Origin of the sequence: Methylobacterium sp. 174MFSha1.1, from assembly GCF_900116815.1 — a bacterium.
Classification (GTDB): Bacteria; Pseudomonadota; Alphaproteobacteria; order Rhizobiales; family Beijerinckiaceae; genus Methylobacterium.
In genome coordinates this window covers 23,092-42,205 of sequence record NZ_FPCB01000025.1, presented here as the reverse complement: position 1 = coordinate 42,205, position 19,114 = coordinate 23,092, and the positions used below count along the sequence as shown (strand labels likewise).

Here is a 19,114-nt window from a genome sequence, read left to right as displayed (position 1 = left end):
GCCCATCTTAAGGTGAGCCCATGATCCGCCATCTGGCCGGCCTGCTGGCCGCTGCCCTGTTCTGCGCAACTGGCGCGCTCGCCGAAGCGCCGCCGACGAATGCGCCCGGAATGCCGGTGGGCACCGGTCTGCAGCCGACGGCCGTGTATGATGCCACCGGCAAGCTCGTCGATCCGTCGCCCGGCACCAAGACCACCTCCGGTGCGCTGCAGCCGCCTACGGCCGCCTCGGGAAAGATCGTCGACACCAGCGTCGCGCTGACGGCGAACACGTCGACCACCCTCGTCGCGGCCCGCGGCACGCCCGGCGACCGCATCGCGGCCGAGATCCAGTGTGACGGCACCGCCGTGGTCGGCATCGACATGAAGGGCGGCACGCTGACCAGCGCGACCGCCGCGCCGCGAGTGATCCCGTCGGGTTCCTACCCGCTCTACACGCCGCCGATCGCCACTCAGACCGCGATCACCGCCTACACCGGCACGGCCCAGACCTGCCGCGTGACGGAGTACCTGCGCTGATGCCGCGGCGCGTCTTCTTGGTGCTGTGTGCGCTCGTGCTGGCGAGCGTCCAGGCGCACGCGCAGATGCTCCCGGGCAGGGGCCCCGGGTTCAGGCCCGGGTTCCAGTTTTTCGGCAACGTCGTCTACGACGCCGATTTCACCACCGGCACCTACTCCGCCGGGCCGCCGACGATCACCCGCGCCTCGCCCGGCTACGCGGCGGACAGCGCCGGCGCCTACACCTCGTTCGCTGCCGACACCCTGCGCCGGACGAACGCAGGCGCCACCGTCGAGCCGACAGACACCAGCATCGTCCGCAACAACTCGATGCAGGGCGCGGCCGCTGGTTCGCCCGGTACGTTTCCGTCCTTCTGGACGTCGGGCGTCAACGGGTCTGGTCTGGTGTGGTCGGTCGCTGGCCTCGGCGTGGAAAGCGGCATCGACTACATCGATCTGCGCCTGTCCGGGTCCGCCTCGTCCGCCTCCGAGGCCTTCGTCTTCTTCGAGGTGAACGCCACAACGGGCATCGCAGCTCAGAACCAGCTGTGGACGGAGAGTGCCTTCATCCGTCAGTCGGCCGGTACGCTCACCAACGTGAACGCCCTCCGTTTGCGCCAGAACACGAACACCGGGAGCTTCACGGGCGGGGATTTCCGGGCGAGCCTGGGGGCTTCTTCGATCGGCCTCAACAGGCAGGCGTACAGCCTGACCCTCGCCGACGCGGCGACGAACTACGTCCGGCCCATGATGGTGGTCGGCCACAACGCGGGCGCTGTGGACATCACGTTGCGTGTCGGCTGGCCCCACCTATCGCAAGCCGCTCGCGCCCTCTCCCCCATCCGCACCACCTCTGGCGCCGTAACCCGCCAGGCTGACGTGGTGACGCTTCCGGTGGCCGGCGTCGGCCGCGTAGTCATCACCTACGACGACGGCGGCACGCAGGTGTTCACGGGCATCCCGACCGGCACGCCCTGGACGATCCCCGCCGCCAACCTCAACCGCTCCGCCATCCGCCGCCTCACGGGGTATGCGTCATGATCCTGCACCCGCGCGTCATCCTGATCGCCGGCGTCGCCGCGGCGCTTGGCGCCGTCGCGGCTCGGGCCGGCCTGGATGTGCCGCCGGCGCTCCCGGACATGTCCGGTTATGCCACCACCCAGGCGGTGCAGTCGGCGATCAGCGCCATGCCGGCGCCGGGCACCGCGACCCCGCCCGCGACGGCCCTGGACGGCACGCCGGGCACCTCGACGCTCTACGCCCGCGCCGACCATACCCACGCGGCCCGGGTGCAGCGCACGGTGCTGACCACGCTCGCCGACGGGACGGCCACCTGGACGTTCGCCCGGCCGATCGCCGTGCCTACCGGGCGCCTGCCGCCGATCGCCTACATGGTCGAGGATACCGGCACGCCGGTCGTCGTGCAGATCACCGGCCGGACCATGACGACGGACGGCACGATGGACACCCACACGGCGGTGGCGATCCGCGCGCAGCGGGCCCGTACCCTCCCGGCCGCCCTGACCGTCCTCACGGCCCTCGTCGGCTTCGACATCTTCGGCGGCTCGGCGTCCGGCGTGCGCGTGAACGTCTGGGCTGCGGACCCCACGCAGTAGGACGTCCATGCCGAGCAAGCGAGAACAGGTCTTGCAGGGCGTTTCGGCCCTGCTGAAGGCCGCCCTGCCGAAGGCCTCCCACTTCCGCAACGAGGTGAAGCCCGAGGCCATCCCGGCGAACGGCTTCGTCAACATGGATGACGGCGACCCGGGCGAGCCCGAGGTCACGCTGAATCCCACCACCTGGATCTACGAGCACGCCATCCCGGTCGACGTCGCGGCGCTCAAGAGCCGGACTGTCAGCGCCGAACTGCGCCTGGACGCCATGCTGCAGGCCATCGGCGCGGCCGTGGCGGCGGACCGGACCCTCGGCGGCCTCTGCGACTACCTGATGGTGCAGGCCGCCACCACCGAGCCGCTGACGGCGGAGGGCGCGGCCGTCTCGCGCCTGGCGCTCGTCGAGATCGTCGCCGTCTACGGCACCACCGACCCCCTGAACTGAACCCTGAGGAGAGAACCATGGCTCGCGCGCGCGGAGCGAACGCCATCCTGGCGGCTGCCTTCGAGACCACCTACGGCACTCCGGCAACGACCGGTTTCCGCAAGCTCCCGTTCGTATCGTCGAACCTTGGCGAAGAGCAGGGCCTGATCGCGGACGATCTTCTCGGCTACGGCCGCGAGCCGCTGCCCCCGACCCGCGATGTCATCAATAACGATGGTGACGTGGTCGTGCCGATCGACCTGCGCAACTTCGGCAACTGGCTCAAGCTGTTCATGGGCGCGCCCGTGAGCACGGATGCGAGCGGCACCCGGACGCACGTCTTCACGTCCGGTGCGATCAGCCTGCCCTCGTGCACGGTTGAGGTCGGATTGCCCGAGGTGCCGAGCTACGGCCAGAATTACGGCGTCCGCGGCAACACCATGCGGGTGCAGATGCAGCGCTCCGGCCTGCTCACCGCGACGCTCGGCCTGATCGCGCAGGGGGAGAACAAGCTGGTGGCGTCCGCCGCCGGCACCCTCGCCGAGGCCAGCGTCGAGCGGTTCAGCCCGTTCCAGGGTGCCATCACCCGAGGCGGTCAGCCGCTCGGCTCCGTCGTCTCGGCCGACTTCACCTACACGAACAACCTCGACAAGGTGGAGGTCATCCGCGGCGACGGCCGTATCGAGGACGCGGATCCCGGCATGGTCGGCATGTCCGGCAGCATCGCCGTCCGGTTCCGGGACACCACGCTCCTCGACCAAGCGACGTCGGGCGCGCCGGTGGAGCTCACCTTCGGGTGGGTCACCGATGCCACCCGGTCGCTCGTCTTCAAGGCACATGCCGTCTACCTGCCGCGGGCGAAGACGCCGGTGACCGGCCCGAACGGGGTGCAGGCCACCTTCGCGTGGCAGGCGGCCAAGGACATGACGCTCGGCAAGACCGTCACCGCCACACTCATCAACAACGTCGCGACGTACTGACCGCGGTACGGGCCACGCCGGGGGCGGCAATTCCCTTGCCCTCCAGGCGCGGCCCTCGGTACAACGGCATGCCTCCGCGATCGCGGGGATGGAGAGCACGGAAGGTGTCCGCACCTGCCGTGCGTTAGCTTTGCTCGCCCTGCTGAGCGAAGTTCCCCCGCAGGCCTGCGGGTTGTTGCGAGATCGCTCACCGGCAAGATGAGCGCGCGTCAGCGCACAGTCGTTTCTTTCCCCGCGAGGAATAATGCTCAAGCTTTCTCAGCCCGGCGAGCCGTTCTGGCTCGGCGTCCTTCCGGGCGTCCGGATCCGTTTCCGACCGATCACCGTCGCCTCGATGCTGGTCGCCCGCGAGGTGGTCGGTCACGTGTTCCGAGACGAGGATCAGGACGACATCGGCGCCCGCGCCAATATCGCCCTCGTGCGCGAGCTCGCCCGCCGCGGCATCATGGAGTGGGAGGGCATCGGCGACGCCGACGGGCAGCCGATCCCGGTCACTCGCGAGGCCGTCGATCTCCTGATGGAGAACTGGCCGGCCTACGACGCGATCGACAACCTCTACGTCGCGCCAGCCCTCGCGAGGGACGCGGAAAAAAACGCATCGTCGAGCTCGTCCGGTGGCACTTCGGCGGCGGCGCCGAATATTGCGACGCCTGCGGCGTAGAATGCGAGGCCTGCCCCTACCGCGAGCACGCGCCCGCAACGGATGATGGCCTGACCGCCTGGGCCGTCATCCGTCGCTGCGGCGGTCAGGTCCGGGCCGGTATGGGTGTCCCCTACGGCTTCGACTTCGGCGCCGTGCTGGCGCTGGCCGACGCCATGGGCGCGAGTTCCGCGCTCCTCGCCGACGTCCTGCCGCACGTCGAGCCCGTCATCGTGAAGGCCTACCAGGAGCAGAGCGAGAATGCCGACTAGCGTCGCCATCCGCCTCGGCATCGAGGGTGGGGCCGAGGTCAAGCGCGTCCTCACCGAGACCGGTCAGGACGGCCAGGCCGCGTTCCAGAAGATCGCCGCCGCGAGTGATGCGGCAGGCGCCGCCGTCGACCGGCAGACCGCCAAGTTCCAGCGGCTGGCGGCGGCCGCTCGCGAGGCGGAGACGCAGGCCCGGGCGCAGGCGAACATCAACGCCGTGCTCGGCGTAGGCCAGGGTTCGAGCGGGGCCGCGCGTGACTCGGCCACCGTGTTCGAGCTGCAGGCGCGTGCGGCCGAGGAAGCGGCGCGCCGTGCCGAGGTGCTGTCGCGCGAGGTGGCGACGCTGCAGAGCCGCTTCGATCCGATGGCGGCGGCCGGCGCCCGCTACTCGGCCGCGCTGGCGGACATCGCCCGGGCGGAGGAGATCGGCGCCCTCTCGGCCAGCAAGGCCGCGGCGGCGCGCCTCGCTGCGGTGCGCTCGTTCGAGGACAGCACCCAGCGCCTGGAGCGTGCCGGCCTCGCCCAGAAGGCCAGCGCACAGGCAGCCGTCAACGGCCAGATGATCGTGCCGAACCGGGGCGCGGACGTCGCGGCCTACGGCGACGAGCTCGACCGGCTGCGCGCCAAGTACAGCCCGCTGTTCGCCGCGCAGCGCGAGTACCTGGGGCAGCTTGCCGAGATCCGGCAGGCGGTGCGCACTGGGGCGCTGACCCAGGCCGAGGGCGCCAAGGCGGTGCAGAGCACCAAGGATGCCTTCGCCCGGCAGGTGACCGACCTGCGCGCCAAGGGAGACGGCCGGCTCACCAGCTACCAGGCGCAAGGCCTGTTCTACCAGGGCACCGACATCGTCGCCTCGGCGGCGAGCGGCATGTCCCCGCTCACCATCCTGCTGCAGCAGGGTGGCCAGATCGCGCCCGTGTTCGCCGGCCCCGGCTCGGCCAGCATCAAGGGCGCGCTCGGGCAGGCGAGCGAGGCGGTGACGGGGTTCGTCTCCCGCATCGGCTTCGTGGGCGGCGCCCTTGGCGCGGTGACCACCGCGGCGGTCGCCGGCACGGCCGCCGTGCTCTCCTACCAGAACTCGATGCGGGAGACGGAGCGCGCCCTGGCCGGCGCCGGCCGCGCGTCGGGTGCGAACGCGACGCTGATCAATGCGGCAGCCCAGGCCGCCGCGGCGTCGGGCGAGGTCTCGGTCCGGCAGGCGCGGCAGTTCTCGGCCGAGTATGCCAGCACGGGGCGCGTCGGCGTCGAGATGTATGCCAGCCTCGCCCGCACCGTGCGGGACTACGCGGCCAGCACCAACCAGGACGCGGCCGACGCCAACACCGACCTCGCCAAGGCCTTCGGCAACCCGGACCTGGTCCGCGGTCTCGATTCCCTGAACGAGAAGCTGGGCTTCCTCGACGATCGCACCCGGGAGACGGTCCGGCGGCTGGCCGAGCAGGGCGACCGGCTGGCGGCCCAGCGCGTCGGATTCGACGCCTATGCCGCGGCCCTGACCAAGGCCTCGGAGCTGACCGGCACCTTCGGCGACAAGACCTCGGCGTTCGGCCGCGTGTTCGGCAACGTCTGGGACATGGTCGGCGAGAAGCTCGACAAGGTGGTCACCGGCGGCAACCTGGACGAGCGGATCAAGGATCTCGAGGCGCAGCTCGCACAGACCGAGAGCATGCGTGGTCGGCTCTTCGGCCTGTTCGACTACCGGGTGGATGCGCCGGCCAACGACCTGCGGGCGCAGATCGCGCGGCTGCGCGGGATCCAGAGCGGACAGACGGAGCAGTCGAACAGGTCCCAGACCGCCCAGCGGTCTCGCGAGATCGGCGACATCGTCCGGTCGCTCGACCCCGAGGGCGCGCAACTCGAAAAGCTCCAGGGGCAGGCGGAGCGGCTGCGGCGCTCCCTCTCCGAGCCGGTGCGCTTCGGGCTCGACGGCGGTCAGCTGGGACAGACGATCTCCCAGTTCGAGCGCCTGCAGAACCTCACCCGGAACATGCGCGAGGACATGGAGCGGTTCGGCTCCGTCGCCGCGGCCGATGCCTCCCGGGCGGCGCAGAACGCCAACGCGAATGTCGGGCTGAACCCGGTCGACAAGGCCATCGCGGAGCGCAACCAGCGCCTCGAGGCGGAACTGCGGACCAAGAGCCTCGACAAGCTCCCGACCCGGGACGAGGTCAATCGCGAGTATGCCGAGCGCGCCCGAGCCCCGGGCCTGGACGTTCCCGAACTCGCCTCGCTGCAGGCGGAGCGGGAGGCGCGACTGCGGTCGATCACCGAGCGCGAGACGCTGATCGCGACGGCCAGGATCGAGACCGACACGATGAAGAAGAACGCCGAGGAGGCAGCCAAGCGCACCTCGGCGTCGAGCGATTTCATCTCGGCGATGATCAACGTCGAGAGCCGCGGCAATCCGAACGCCCGCAACCCCAACTCGTCAGCGACCGGCCTGGGCCAGTTCATCGACAAGACGTGGTTGCGGCTCTTCCCGCAGGTTTTCCCGGATCGCGCCGCCGGCATGACGCCCGGGCAGATGCTGTCCCGCCGGACCGACCGGGAGGACAGCATCGCCCTCATCCAGGCGCTCGCGGCCGAAAACCGCCGGGCGCTCGAGCGCGCGGACCTGCCCACCAACAACCGGAACCAGTACCTCGCGTGGTTCCTCGGATCGCCCACAGCGGTCAGGGCGCTTCGGGCCGATCCTGACGCCCCCATCTCCTCGGTGGCGTCGGCCGATGCGATCGCGGCCAACCGCAAGGTGCTCGAGGGCCGCAGCGTCGGGCAGGTGCTCAACTGGGCCGACCGGACCATCAACCAGAACGCGCCCGGTGTCCGCAACACCGAGCGGGACGCCTTTATCCTCCGCTCTCAGGTCACCGCGACCGACCAGACGACCGAGGCGGAGGCCCGCCGCGCCAAGGTGCAGGAGCTTCTCTCGGACGCGATCTCGCGCGGCACCGAGATTGGCCGGCAGTTCACGACCGCCCAGGAGCTGATGGCGGCCAAGAGCGACAAGCTGACGGACACCGCCCGGAATGAGCGCCAGGCGATGCTCGACGTGGCGGACGCCTACGCAAAGGCCTCGGCGAACCTGGAGACCAGCCGCATCGGCAAGGACATCCTGTTCGACCGCGCGCAGCTCGGGCGCACCGCGTCGGAGCAGGCGATTGCCTCACGCCTGCGCGGTACCGGCCTCGGGATGGATTCGGCGGAGGCCGACGGCTTGCGGCTCAACGACAACATGAAGGAGCTGAAAAGTACGGCCAGCGGTGTCTTCTCAGGAATGCTCGGTGATCTCCGTCAGGGCGTGACTTGGATGGGCACGCTTACGAACATGACTGGACGGTTCGCTGACAAACTCCTGCAGACTGCCTCCGACCGCACCATTTCGGCCTTCTTTGACTCCTTCACCAAGGGCGGGACGGGCGGCGGCGGCTTTATCAATACGATCGCCTCCTTCTTCGGCACCGGGAAGTTCGATGTCGGCGGCTACACCGGCCCAGGCGGCCGGTACGACGTCGCCGGCTTCGTCCACCGCGGCGAGGTGGTCTATTCGCAGGACGATGTTGCGCGGCATGGCGGCGTGGCGGCCGTCGAGGCGCTCCGGCGCGGCGGTGGCATGCGCGGCTTCGCCGATGGCGGCATCGTCGGCCGCGGCGCCTTCACCATGCCGAGCCGGGCAATGATGGGGCCGGCCAACGATACGATCCCGAACATCGCCTTCATCAACACTGGCACGCCCCAGGAGCAGAAGGCGCCTCCGCGCTGGGGCACCGACGAGCAGGGGCGCCGCCGCATCGAGATGGTGACCGGCGATGCCTTCGCCGCCGGCGCGGGCACGCCGCAGGGCCGCGAGGCGCTGGCGCAGAGCGGTCGGAGGTGGGAGCGGTGATCGTCTGGCCTGCCGAGCTTCCCCAGCGCGTCCTTGCCGCTGGCTACAACGAGAGCCTGGGCGACGGCCGCCTCCGCACGCGGATGGAAACCGGGCCGATGAAGGTGCGCCGCCGGTATTCCTCCGCCCCGCGCCCCGTCGCGGCGTCCTTCCGCGTCTCGCCCGACGGCAAGGCGCGGATCGAACGGTTCTGGAAAGAGGAGATCGCCGGCGGCAGCTTGCCGTTCTGGCTCCCGGACCAGACGCACGACGGTCTGGTCCTGCTGAACGAGCAGGGCGTGCCGCTGTTCGACGAGCAGGGGCGACTGCTCGCCAACTCAGCCTGGTGGCTGGTCATGGCGGGCGACGCCGTGCCGAACTTCACCCCGCTCCAGCGGGGCATGGCCTACACGGCCGCGTTTCAGCTGGTGATCATGCCCTGATGCCCCGGCTGATCTCCCTCAACGCCCGGAAGGCGGCTCACGCGCAGCAAACGGACCAGATCCCGGTGATGCTGGCGACGATCCGGCATATCGAGCTTCCCGAGCCGGTCTACCTGTCGAGCGACAACACCGAGCGGATCACCGACGAACCGCTCGTCTACGGCACCCGCCACCAGGGGCACACCTACCTGTTCGTGCAGATGGGCGCCGTCTGGCCTGACGATCAGCGCGGCTCGGCGCCGAAGAGCACCCTGGTGTTCGAGAACGTGACGCCGGACATGGCGAAGCCGCTGCGCGCCGTCCTGTCGCCGGCGAGCGTCGATCTCACGATCGTAATGGCCGAGACGCCGGACGTCATCGAGGCCCGCTACCTCAACCTCAAGGGCACGCTGGGCACCTGGGACGCCAGCGCGATCAGCCTCGACGTGGGCCGCGAGACCTTCGCCAACGAACCGTGCCCGTCGAGGCGGGTCACGAAGGCCTGTTTCCCGGGGGTGTTCCGGTGACGCACTGGTCCGCCTCCTACGTGGGGCTGTCCGCCGAGGAGATCGGTACGAGCGACGACCGCGTCTGCTGGGACTTGGCACGCCTCGTCTATCGCACCGTGCTCGGCGTGACCCTTCCGGCCTATGCCCATCTCCGGGCCTGCCCGGACGAGCGGGCGCAAGTCGCGGCTGCGATCGCCGGGGAGACGACGGACTGGCCGTGGTCCGCCGTCGATCCGGCCGCCGCCCGCGACTTCGATGTGGTCGTATTCCGCATCGGCTCGCTCGACGCCCACATGGGCCTGATCTGCGCGCCCGGTCTGATGCTGCACGTCGAAGCCGGCCAAGACAGCACCGTGGTCCCGATCCGGCGCAGCCGGTGGGCTTCCCGCCTCTCCGGCCTCTACCGCCACGCCGAGATGATGGATCGCACCGGTGGCTGACGTCTCGGTCCTCGCGCTCGACAGCCTGTTCGACGCATCCCGGCGCCGCAGCATGGTCCTGCCCCCGGGCTGCACCATCGCGGAGATCGTCGAGTTCGCCTATTCGGGCTTGGCGGACAGCCTGCGGAAGCGCCTGCGCGTCACGATCGACGGGCGGGCCGTGCCGCTGCCGATGTGGGCCGGCACCCGCCCGCGGCCCGGTACGCACCTGCTGATCCAGCCGGTGCCGGCCGGCGACGCGATGCGCAACGTGCTGACGATCGCCGTCACCGTCGGCGCGATCGCGCTCGGGCAGTTCTACGGCCCGCTGCTTGCCGGCTCGCTCCTCGGCCTGCCGGGCGCAGCGTCGGGTTCGCTCGCCTCGCTGCTGTCGGCGGGCATCACCGGCACCACGCTGCTCGCGGGCACGCTGCTCATCAACGCGCTCGTGCCGCCGCGCAGCGACACGAAGGAGAAGCCGACCTACGCGATTCAGGGCTTGCAGAACCAGCTGACCCCGGACGCGCCGGTGCCGCTGATCTTGGGGCGGGTCCGCTTCGCGCCGCCCTACGCCGCCACGCCCTACACCCAGGCCGTGGGTGACGAGCGCTATGTCACGGCCGCGTTCCTCGTCGGCTACGGCCCGCTCGTCATGCGCAACTGGCGCATCGGCGAGACCCCGATCGAGCGGTTCACGGATGTCATCCTTGAGACCCGCCAGGGCTACGCCTCGGACGCGCGCCTGACCCTCTACGCCCAGCAGGTGATCGAAGAGGCGCTGTCGGTCGCGCTCAAGACCAGCGCGGTGCCGACCGGCGGGGCGCAGATCCGCACCACGGCCTCGGATTGCACCGGCTGCGAGATCGACATTACCAGCACCGGCATCTATCAGCTCAACAAGGACGGCGCGTACCAGAATTTCACGGTCAACATCGGCGTCCGTTACTGCAAGTCCGGCACGAACAACTGGCAGCCGGGCCCGGCCATCAGCATCACGTCGAACAAGGCCAAGGCGCTCACTCGCACGATCCCGATCACCTTCCCGGAGCGCGGGCGCTACGACATCGAGCTGACCCGCTCCACGACCGACTGGGACGAGGTCGACCAGTCGAACAAGACGATCCAGCGCCACGGCGCCACGGTGTGGTCGGTGCTGCGGTCGATCCGCCCCGAATACCCGATCGACTTCCCCGAGCCCCTGGCGCTCGCCGCCTGCCGGATCCGGGCGACTGGGCAGCTCAACGGCATGCTCGACGCGCTCAACTGTGATGTCGCGACGCTCTGCCCGGACTGGGACGAGGCGAGCGGCACCTGGATCGTGCGGGAGACCAACAACCCGGCCTCGCTGTTCCGCTACGTGCTCACCGGCCCTGCCATGGCCTACCCGCTGACGCTGGCCGAGGTCGGCGCGCTCGAGGACTGGCACCGGTTCTGCGCCGCCAAAGGGCTGACCTACAACCGGGTGCACGATTACGACGCCACCGTCCTCGACGTTCTCGGCGATGTCGCGGCCGCTGGCCGGGCCACCCCGCACGACACCGGCGAGGTGTGGCAGGTGGTGATTGACCGCGCGCTCACCGTGGTCTCGGCCCACATCAGCCCGCGCAACTCGTGGAGCTACCAGGGCAAGCGCCCCTACACCATATTCCCGGACGCATTCCGGATCTCGTTTCTGGATGAGACCAACGGGTTCGCGAAGGCCGAGCGCCTCGTCCCCTGGCCGGGGCACAGTGGCGACATCCGGGTCACCGAGAAGCTCGACATGCCCGGGGTCACGAACCCCGCCATGGTGTGGCGCGAGGCGCGCAAGCGCCAGTACGAGCTGATCCACCGGCCCGACACTCACACGGTAAACCAGGACTTCGAGGCGCTGACGGTCAGCCGGGGCGACCGGGCGCAGTTCAGCCACGACGTCCTTGACCGGACCATGGTGGCGGCCCGGGTGACGAATGTCCTGACGGTCGCCGGCACCACAATGGTCTACCTCGACGAGTTCGTGTCGATGGAGGCGGGCCAGAGCTACGCCATCCGGTTCCGGCGCGCTGACGGCGCCAGCCTGTTGCGCACCGTCGCCACCGTTCCGGGAGAGGCGAACTGGGTTCGCCTCACGGGCGCGGGGGACATTCCGTCGGGCCCGACCGCGGACGACGCGTCCGGCGAGCTCGCGTTCTTCGGCCCGTCCTCGCGCGAGAGCTTCGCGGTGACCGTGAAGGGCTTCGAGGCGATGGAGGACTTCGCGGCCCGCCTGACCCTGATCGACCACGCCCCGGAGATCGAGGCGCTGGTCGACGCCGAGGTGCCGCCGCCGTGGAGTGGTCGCGCTGGCGGCCCGGCGCAGGAGCAGACCGGCACCCCGCTGGCGCCGATCATCAACAACGTGGTGTCGGGCGTGCTGGCGTCGGATGCCGCGACCCCGACCAACCCGGTGCCGGTGGTCGTGCTGCTGCGGGCGGATCCGCTCGAGACGCTGACCATCGCCTCGTTCGAGGTCCGGCACCGCGAGATCGGCGCGGCCACGTGGATGTCGGCCCCCGGCTCGGCCGCCGCCGGCGCGGTGGTCCTGCCGGGCTACGAGAAGGGTGACGGCATCGAGCTCCAGGCTCGCGCGATCTCGGTGCTCGGCACGCCGGGCAGTTGGACGGCGTCCCTCACGCATCAGGTCGCCGCCACCGACCCGGCCCCGCTGCCGGCGCCGTACTACCTTTCGGCCACATCGCCGAGCGCCGGACAGATCCGCGTGCAGGTCACCGCCGGACCGGCACCGGAGACGGTCGCCACCCAGATCTACATCGGCCCGGCCGGCGCACCGTTCGCCGCCGCGTCGAAGGTCGGCGACCCGGTTGTGAGTGGTCCGAACACGACCCTGCCGCCGCTGTTCTTCTCCGCCCTCGGCAACGGCAATCCGCTGGCGAGCGGCACGACATACCGGGTCTGGGCGACCGCCCTCGACACGCTCGACGGCCCCTCGACCCCGTCGCTCCCCGCCGGCCCGGCGGACGTCACGGTCTCCTGATCTGCGGCCCGCGCGGGCCGCGCTCCTCCCCCGATCCATCCCGACAGGGTGCCGTAGCCGGCGCCCTCTCCAGTGCTGGAAAATCGCATGTCCGCTGGCATCCGGATGAACAACCTGCCGTCGAACCCCATCGCGGAGGTCTTTGGCCTGTCGCCGGATGGCACGGTTTCGCGGCAGGACATCGATCTCTTCATCCAGGCCCTTCTTGCGGCTGCGGGCGCTGGCCCGGCAGGTCTGCCGGCGGAAGTTCTGCGCGCCCAGGCGGCCGAGCGCGCCGCGCGCACGCTGGCGTCACCGAAGAACGTCCTGCGGAACGATCCCTACACAGAGTTCGCCGGTGGTGCGGTCAGCGACGGCCAAGGCGGCATCCGCGTGCCGGCCGGCAGCCGAGGGGCCGGCTCGCAGATCCGCGCGCGGTTCAACCTCTCGGCCGCCGATATCGCGGCAAATGCCGGCCGGCTGATCCGCTTCGTCTCCATCTACCGGGTGACCCCGGGCTTTCTGACCGCCTTCAAGGACACCGGCGGCAACGTCACGCTGTTCAACGTGGCAGACGGCGTCCAGGGCGGCACCACCTCGGCCACGGTCATCCAGGCTGACACCATCATGGTGGAAATGGATGCGGTCCTCGCCGGTACCGAGCTGCTGCCGGCGCAGATCTTCTTCATCGGCGGGGACACGCAGCCGCTCGCGGCCGCCGCGACCGCGCGCCTGATCGGCACGGCCTGGTTCCCGGCCGATGCGACCGGCACCACCGACGTGCTGGCGAAGCTAACCCAGCCGTTCCCCTCGTCCATCGGCGAGCTGATCGCGGTCGCCACGGTGCGCCGGGCGCTCGCCGGCGGTGCGGTACCGGCCTTCGCCGATCGCGGGCTGCTGATCCCGGCCGGGCAGACCGGCGCCAGTTCGCTCCTGATCGCCGGCATCCCGGCCCAGGGCCTCGCCGCCGGCGTGGTGGTGCGCGGTCGGTTCCTGTTCGGGGCGAGCAACGACATCGAACCCGCCACGGTGGTCGCCGGGGCCGGTGCGACCGTTTCAATGGCGACGGGCCCGGATGTGGGTGCCGCCAGCTTCGGCTTCACCAAGCTCGGCGCCGGCGTCTATGAGGGCACGTTCACCTACACGATGGTGGGCGGCGAGACCCGCTTCGAGTTCTTCCTGTCGATCGCAACCGGGAGCGGTGCCCGATCGACGAGCGGCTTCGTGCGTCTGCAGCAGGCGACGCTCGAAATCGTCTCGACGCCGCTCACCACCACCATCAACGGACAGGTCGCCCGCTACATGGAGCAGGCGCGGGCGCGCCTCGCCCTCGTGCCGGGCTACCGCCGAGCCGTATTCGTCGCCGCTGACGGCTCGTCGCCTGACGGGTTCACCCGCATCCGTGATGCGGTCGCTGCCGTTGCCGCCGCCGCCGGCCCGAATGAGCGCAACGTCGTCTACGTGGCACCCGGCATCTATGCCGACGAGTGCGGGCCCGGCGACACGGTCGAGACCTCGCCGGCGATCTCGCCCGCGGACTACGTGGACATCATCGGCCTCGGCCGTCCGGAAGATGTCGTCATCATCTCCCGGTTCCCGGATAATCAGGCCGGGCAGGAGAAGATCCAGCCTTTCCGCATCCTGTGGTCGGGGCGGTTCGCCAACTTTACTGTCATCGCCCGCAACTGTCGCTACGGCCTGCACGTCGAGGCCGGCAACGCCGTGAACCGGGCGGTGCAGATCTTCGAGGATGTGATCGTCATCCACGAGGGCGCGACGGGCTGGGCAAGCCCATCGGCCATCGGTGTCGGCCAGCACCCGGGCAATCGGCAGATTTTCCGGCGGGTGCGCGCCCGCTCGCCCTACAGCGCTCTCAATATCCACAATAACATCGGATGGAGCGATCCAAGTGCCACCCTGATCGAAGATTGCGATCTGCACGGCACAGTCGACGACGCTTGCAGTCTCACTCTTTCCAGCCTCGGGGCAGGGATCTTCTCGCCTGTCCTGCTGCGGAACACCACGCTCTCAGGTCATGTGCGGCTGGACACGAGCTTCTTTCCGGGGGCTCCGCTCTACGCCTACAAGGCCGACCGGTTCGAGTACGCTCTTCGGGTCGAGGGGGGCACCCCGATCGACGTGGTGGGCGTATGCGATGTCTCGGCCCTGACTCTGACCTCGGTAGCGGGCGCCGCGTCGGCCGTTGCCATCTCTGGGCCCGGTGCCGCCGTCCTGTTCGGGCTCTACCCGGACGTGCGCGTGGGCGCCGCTGACTCTCCGGCCAGCGTCCGCAGCTTCCACGGCGTTGACGTGCCGGTGGGCGAGGTTGATCCGGGCGTGACCCTGGCGGCTCGGCTCGGCAATCGCTCAGGCTCCCCGCTATCCCTCGGCGTGGCCTGGGACGGCCAGCAGCCGGTGACCCTGACCCTGACGGGCGATTACCGCGGGATGAGCAACGCAGCGATTGTCTCGGCGCTCAACAGCGCCCTAGCGACCGCTTTGGGCGGAAACGCGGGCGGCCGGGCGTTCAGCCTGTCCAAGCCATACAGCAGCCGCCCGCCGGTCTTCCAGCCCGACCGCGAAGGTCGCGGTCTCAACGTGGGTACGGCTACCATTCTGCATGGCTCACCCCTGGCTTGGTCGGGGCGCAACGCACGCCTGATGACCTCGACGGACGCGACCTCGCTCTTCGCTGGGTTCGCGATCGGCGATGCGGTGCCCGGCCGCCCAATCCGGTTTCAGACCGACGGACGGATCGGCCAGGCGCAACTCCGGTTCGACGGCACGCCCAGCATCCAGCCCAGCGACCGGTTCCAGGTGTCGGCCTCGGTTCCCGGCGCGCTCGTCGAGGGCACCAGCCTGCCACTGCTGGTCGTCCGCTCGACAGAGCCCCACGGCGCCTGCTTCGAGATTATCCAGAGCGTGCTGTTCACGGGCGACACACAGCAGGCGGTTCGGGATGCGTTCGCGAGCATCACCTACCGGGACGTTCCCGGCCTTGCCGACGCCGTGGATAGCAAGGCGGCCGTCGCCTACGTCGATAGCAAGACGGCCAACCTGCTCCCCAAGACCGGCGACGGGGCCGGCGTGGTCGTCACCGTGCCAAACGGAGTGCCGCGCAGCCTCGCTCAGCGGGCGAAGGATACGATCTACTTGGCCGACTACGGCGCTGTGGGCAACGGCGCCACGGACGACACGGTGGCTGTCCAGAAAGCCGCGGTTGCGGGCGACGCTCTTGGCGGGGCGCGTATCGTCGGGGCCCCGGGCGCGCTCTACCTGCTGTCGAGCACGATCGTCAGCAACACCTCAAACGTCTTCGACGGAGGGGTCCGGTCGCAGGTCGTAGGAAACACGAACGGCAGCGACATTCAACCGGGATTCTACTGGATCGGTCCGGCCAACGGGACCATGCTGCTGTGGAAGCCGAAGAACGTCGGCGACTGCATCTGGCAGCCCGGCCTGTTGAACATGATGCTCAACGGTGCCACGGGCGCGGCCTACGCGGCCGTGTTCGACAACACCAAGCAGGCCCGGGTCTCCGGGTCCGTGCGGGCTTGCCGGGTCGCTGGCGTCGAGTTCAACTCGGACAGCGGGACGGGTAGCAACTTCTCGCAGAACAACGAGGTCGAGCACCTGGAGGTCGTCTACGGCGTCTCGGACCTCTGCGCCAACATGCACGGTGTCATCATGCGCGGCAACGCGGCTGGCACGGTCCCTGCGACCCAGAACCGAGTGGGAAAGATCGACGGCCTTCTGAAGAACGGCTGGGGCCTCAAGATACTGCACACCGACAATTGTCAGGTGGGTACCGTCCACATCGCACTAGACGTCAACGGCACCGGTGGTGCTCTTTTACTGGACCATACCCCGAGCGTGTTCCGCTCCGACGCTACGCGCATCGGCTACGTGGCGGGTGGTATCAAGATCCACCCCGCCATCATCGGCACGCACTTCCTCCACCTCATTTCCGAGGCGGGCGGGATCGATGCCGGTGGCGGCCAGTACCACCTCGGGCGCTTGATCGACTACGGTACCGGCGCCGCCTACGGCACCTCGGTGCGCAAGATGGTGAAGCGTCTGCCCCTGACGCTGCGGCCTACCGGCGGCACCGGCACGACGCTCATCGGCAGCCTCTTCGAGGCTATCCTGATGCCGCGGGGCTCCGGTGCAGCGGGCGCGGGAATGCTGGCGCCGGACCAGGAGGGCAGCAACGGCACGCTGACGAGCCTGAGGCTGTACGTGGTCCCGACGGCCAACACCTCAGCTGGCAACCTACGCCTCCGGGTGGCGCTCAACGCCCTGGCGGACGGCGGAAACCTCTCGGTCTCCCCCCTGTTCCAGAACTTCACCGTGGCCCTACCGGCCACCAACGCGGGCATCCGCCGCGTGCTGACGATCCCTCTTTCGGTCCCCTACACCGAAGGGCAGGATCTCAGCCTCGTCGTGTCGCGCGTCTCGGGAGATGCTGCCGACACGGTGGCTCAGGACATTGCCCTGTCGCCGCAGGTCGCCCTCACCCTGCAATCGGCAGGCCCGCAGACCCCTGGCTCTGGCACCTACACTCCGCCGGGCGGGCCGTAGCCATACCCCTGGCAGTCCGGCCGTCCGATGGCAGCCCGCTCGCCGCGTGAGGACATCATGAACAAGCCCTACCTCTACGAGTTCCTGTACCGCGGCCGGCCGGAGGGCGATTCCGAGCCGCCGGCCTGGCACGTCGTCATCGGCCAGATGGTGCAGCTGCCGGGCGCGGCGGCGCCTCAGTTCGTATCGAGCGGGCCGCTGACGCCCGAGCAGGCGGAGGCCGCCGGCCACTCGCTCTCGGCGGTGTTGGACGGCATCAACGCGGCTGCGCTCGCTGGGCGGGATGCTGCGGTGGCTGACGCGGCGGCGGCGCGGCGCGAGCGCGATGATGCGCTAAGGCGCCTCGCCGAGATCACAGCGCCGACGCCGGCGACGGGTGACGACCCGGTCCCGGACGTGCCCGCGGCCTGACCGACACCGCCCCTGACAATCAGGAGGTCCCGATGGCTCGCATCGCGCGTAGCGCCCTTCCACTATACCAGACCCGCGGGCGACCGATCGCCTGGCGCATCCGGATGAGCAATCCGGACGGCTCGGCGCTCGACCTGACCGGCTGCTCCGCGTCCGTAACCCTGCACGCGCGCGGCGTCGACCAACCTCTAAGCGTCGGTCCGCTCGGACCGGATGGCGTGGTGGAGGTATCGGGCGCAAACGCCCTGTCCTCGGCGCTCTCCGCCGGGAACGTGAACGAGCTGCGCCTGGCGCTGACGGACAGCCAGGGCACGCCCACCGATTACGTGTGGCCGGTGATCGGAGAGGATCCATGAGCGACCGCGCCGCCGTCGCAGAGCAGATCATCGCGGTCGCCACCGTCGAGACCGACCGCGGTCCGGTCGCAGCGATCGCCGTCGAGCAGGTAGCGACCGCGACGGCGGTTGCCGAGCAGGGGCCGGCCGGCCCGCTTGGTCCTCCCGGCATCGCGCGGGCCCTCGTCGTCCGCCAGGACGCCCCGTCTGCCTCATGGGTGCTGCCCCACAGCCTGGGACGCCCCCCGCTCGTGCAGATCACCGACAACGCTGGCGAGGTGATCTTCCCCGATGTGATCGCGGGCAGCGCCGTCGTCAGCGTGATTTTTGCGCAACCGGCCACGGGTTCGGCCATCTTATTCTGAGGAAACCACAATGAAGATCCTGAACGGTCTCGATCTTGCCGGCCAGCGGATCACCAGCCTCGGCGATCCGTCTGGCGCCACCGACGCAGCAAGCAAGCAATACGTCGATAACGTCGCCCGCGGCCTGTACTGGAAGCAGCCGGTCCGAGCGGCCTCGACCGGCAACATCAGTGTCTCCTCGCCCGGCACCACGCTCGACGGCGTGACGCTCGCCGCCAACGACCGCATCCTCCTCAAGAACCAGACGACGGGCTCCGAGAACGGTCTCTACGTCTGGACCGGCGGCTCGACCGCGCTAACGCGCACCAACGACGCCGACAGCGGCGCCGAGCTCAACCCGGGGACCGCCGTCACCGTCACCGAGGGCACCACGAACGCCGACAAAGTGTTCATGGTGATCTCGGACGCCGCGGTGACCATCGGAACGACGGCGACCACGTGGGCGCAGTTCGGCGGCGGCCAAACCTATACCGGGTCGAACGGCGTGCAGCTGTCCGGCAGCAACTTCAGCGGCGTCGCGGCTGCCGGCGGCGGCCTGACAGTCGGCGCGAGCGGCTTCTCGATCGACACCAGTGTGGTGACGCGCAAGGTGTCGGGCACCCTCGGGAACGGCACGTTGACCACGATCGCGGTGACGCACAGCCTCGGGACGCAGGACGTGCAGGTCAGCCTGCGCGACGCATCCACCAACGCTTTCGTCTTGACTGACTGGGTGGCGACCGACGTCAACACCGTCACGTTCAGCTTTGCGACCGCCCCCGCGTCGGGCGCCTACCGCTGGACGATCGAGGGCTGA

17 protein-coding genes are annotated in these 19,114 nt (G+C 69.7%); all 17 read left to right on the top strand.

Annotation, left to right across the window (positions count from 1 at the left end; translation table 11 throughout):
• Positions 1–20: 20 nt before the first annotated feature.
• Positions 21–518 (top strand): hypothetical protein, encoded by a 498-nt coding sequence (locus tag BM430_RS21440; protein ID WP_093569277.1) that lies wholly within the window; start codon positions 21–23, stop codon positions 516–518.
• Positions 518–1,537: a hypothetical protein gene (locus BM430_RS21435; protein ID WP_093569276.1), complete on the top strand. Its 1,020-nt coding sequence runs from the start codon at positions 518–520 to the stop codon at positions 1,535–1,537. The genes BM430_RS21440 and BM430_RS21435 overlap by 1 nt, the downstream gene beginning before the upstream one ends.
• Entirely contained in the window at positions 1,534–2,112 is a 579-nt protein-coding gene (locus BM430_RS21430) for a hypothetical protein (protein WP_093569275.1), read from the top strand. Before BM430_RS21435 ends, BM430_RS21430 begins: the two co-directional genes overlap by 4 nt.
• A gap of 31 nt (positions 2,113–2,143) precedes the next feature.
• Positions 2,144–2,554 (top strand): hypothetical protein, encoded by a 411-nt coding sequence (locus tag BM430_RS21425; RefSeq protein WP_244539604.1) that lies wholly within the window; start codon positions 2,144–2,146, stop codon positions 2,552–2,554.
• A gap of 17 nt (positions 2,555–2,571) precedes the next feature.
• A complete protein-coding gene (locus BM430_RS21420; protein WP_093569273.1) occupies positions 2,572–3,513 on the top strand; it encodes a phage tail tube protein in 942 nt (313 codons plus the stop codon).
• Positions 3,514–3,757: 244 nt separating this feature from the next.
• The gene (locus BM430_RS21415; RefSeq protein ID WP_093569272.1) at positions 3,758–4,174 is read left to right on the top strand and encodes a hypothetical protein; all 417 of its coding nucleotides are present in this window, start codon (positions 3,758–3,760) and stop codon (positions 4,172–4,174) included.
• Positions 4,175–4,275: 101 nt separating this feature from the next.
• Positions 4,276–4,425: a DUF7697 family protein gene (locus BM430_RS34830; RefSeq protein ID WP_177303131.1), complete on the top strand. Its 150-nt coding sequence runs from the start codon at positions 4,276–4,278 to the stop codon at positions 4,423–4,425.
• Entirely contained in the window at positions 4,415–8,305 is a 3,891-nt protein-coding gene (locus BM430_RS21410) for a phage tail length tape measure family protein (RefSeq protein ID WP_093569271.1), read from the top strand. The genes BM430_RS34830 and BM430_RS21410 overlap by 11 nt, the downstream gene beginning before the upstream one ends.
• The gene (locus tag BM430_RS21405) at positions 8,302–8,727 is read left to right on the top strand and encodes a hypothetical protein (protein WP_093569270.1); all 426 of its coding nucleotides are present in this window, start codon (positions 8,302–8,304) and stop codon (positions 8,725–8,727) included. The genes BM430_RS21410 and BM430_RS21405 overlap by 4 nt, the downstream gene beginning before the upstream one ends.
• Positions 8,727–9,233, top strand: a complete 507-nt coding sequence (locus tag BM430_RS21400; protein WP_093569269.1) for a hypothetical protein — start codon at positions 8,727–8,729, stop codon at positions 9,231–9,233. Before BM430_RS21405 ends, BM430_RS21400 begins: the two co-directional genes overlap by 1 nt.
• Positions 9,230–9,655, top strand: a complete 426-nt coding sequence (locus BM430_RS21395) for a hypothetical protein (RefSeq protein ID WP_093569268.1) — start codon at positions 9,230–9,232, stop codon at positions 9,653–9,655. The genes BM430_RS21400 and BM430_RS21395 overlap by 4 nt, the downstream gene beginning before the upstream one ends.
• A complete protein-coding gene (locus BM430_RS21390; RefSeq protein ID WP_093569267.1) occupies positions 9,648–12,647 on the top strand; it encodes a TipJ family phage tail tip protein in 3,000 nt (999 codons plus the stop codon). Before BM430_RS21395 ends, BM430_RS21390 begins: the two co-directional genes overlap by 8 nt.
• Before the next feature lie 87 nt (positions 12,648–12,734).
• Positions 12,735–17,207, top strand: a complete 4,473-nt coding sequence (locus tag BM430_RS21385) for a pectate lyase family protein (RefSeq protein WP_093569266.1) — start codon at positions 12,735–12,737, stop codon at positions 17,205–17,207.
• A gap of 57 nt (positions 17,208–17,264) precedes the next feature.
• Positions 17,265–17,618 carry a hypothetical protein gene (locus BM430_RS21380; RefSeq protein ID WP_093569265.1) on the top strand — a complete coding sequence of 118 codons (354 nt, stop codon included), beginning with the start codon at positions 17,265–17,267 and terminating at the stop codon, positions 17,616–17,618.
• A 32-nt stretch (positions 17,619–17,650) separates the two neighbouring features.
• Positions 17,651–17,974: a hypothetical protein gene (locus tag BM430_RS21375; protein WP_143132095.1), complete on the top strand. Its 324-nt coding sequence runs from the start codon at positions 17,651–17,653 to the stop codon at positions 17,972–17,974.
• A complete protein-coding gene (locus tag BM430_RS21370; protein WP_093569263.1) occupies positions 17,971–18,318 on the top strand; it encodes a hypothetical protein in 348 nt (115 codons plus the stop codon). Before BM430_RS21375 ends, BM430_RS21370 begins: the two co-directional genes overlap by 4 nt.
• A 10-nt stretch (positions 18,319–18,328) precedes the next feature.
• Positions 18,329–19,114, top strand: a complete 786-nt coding sequence (locus tag BM430_RS21365; protein ID WP_093569262.1) for a hypothetical protein — start codon at positions 18,329–18,331, stop codon at positions 19,112–19,114.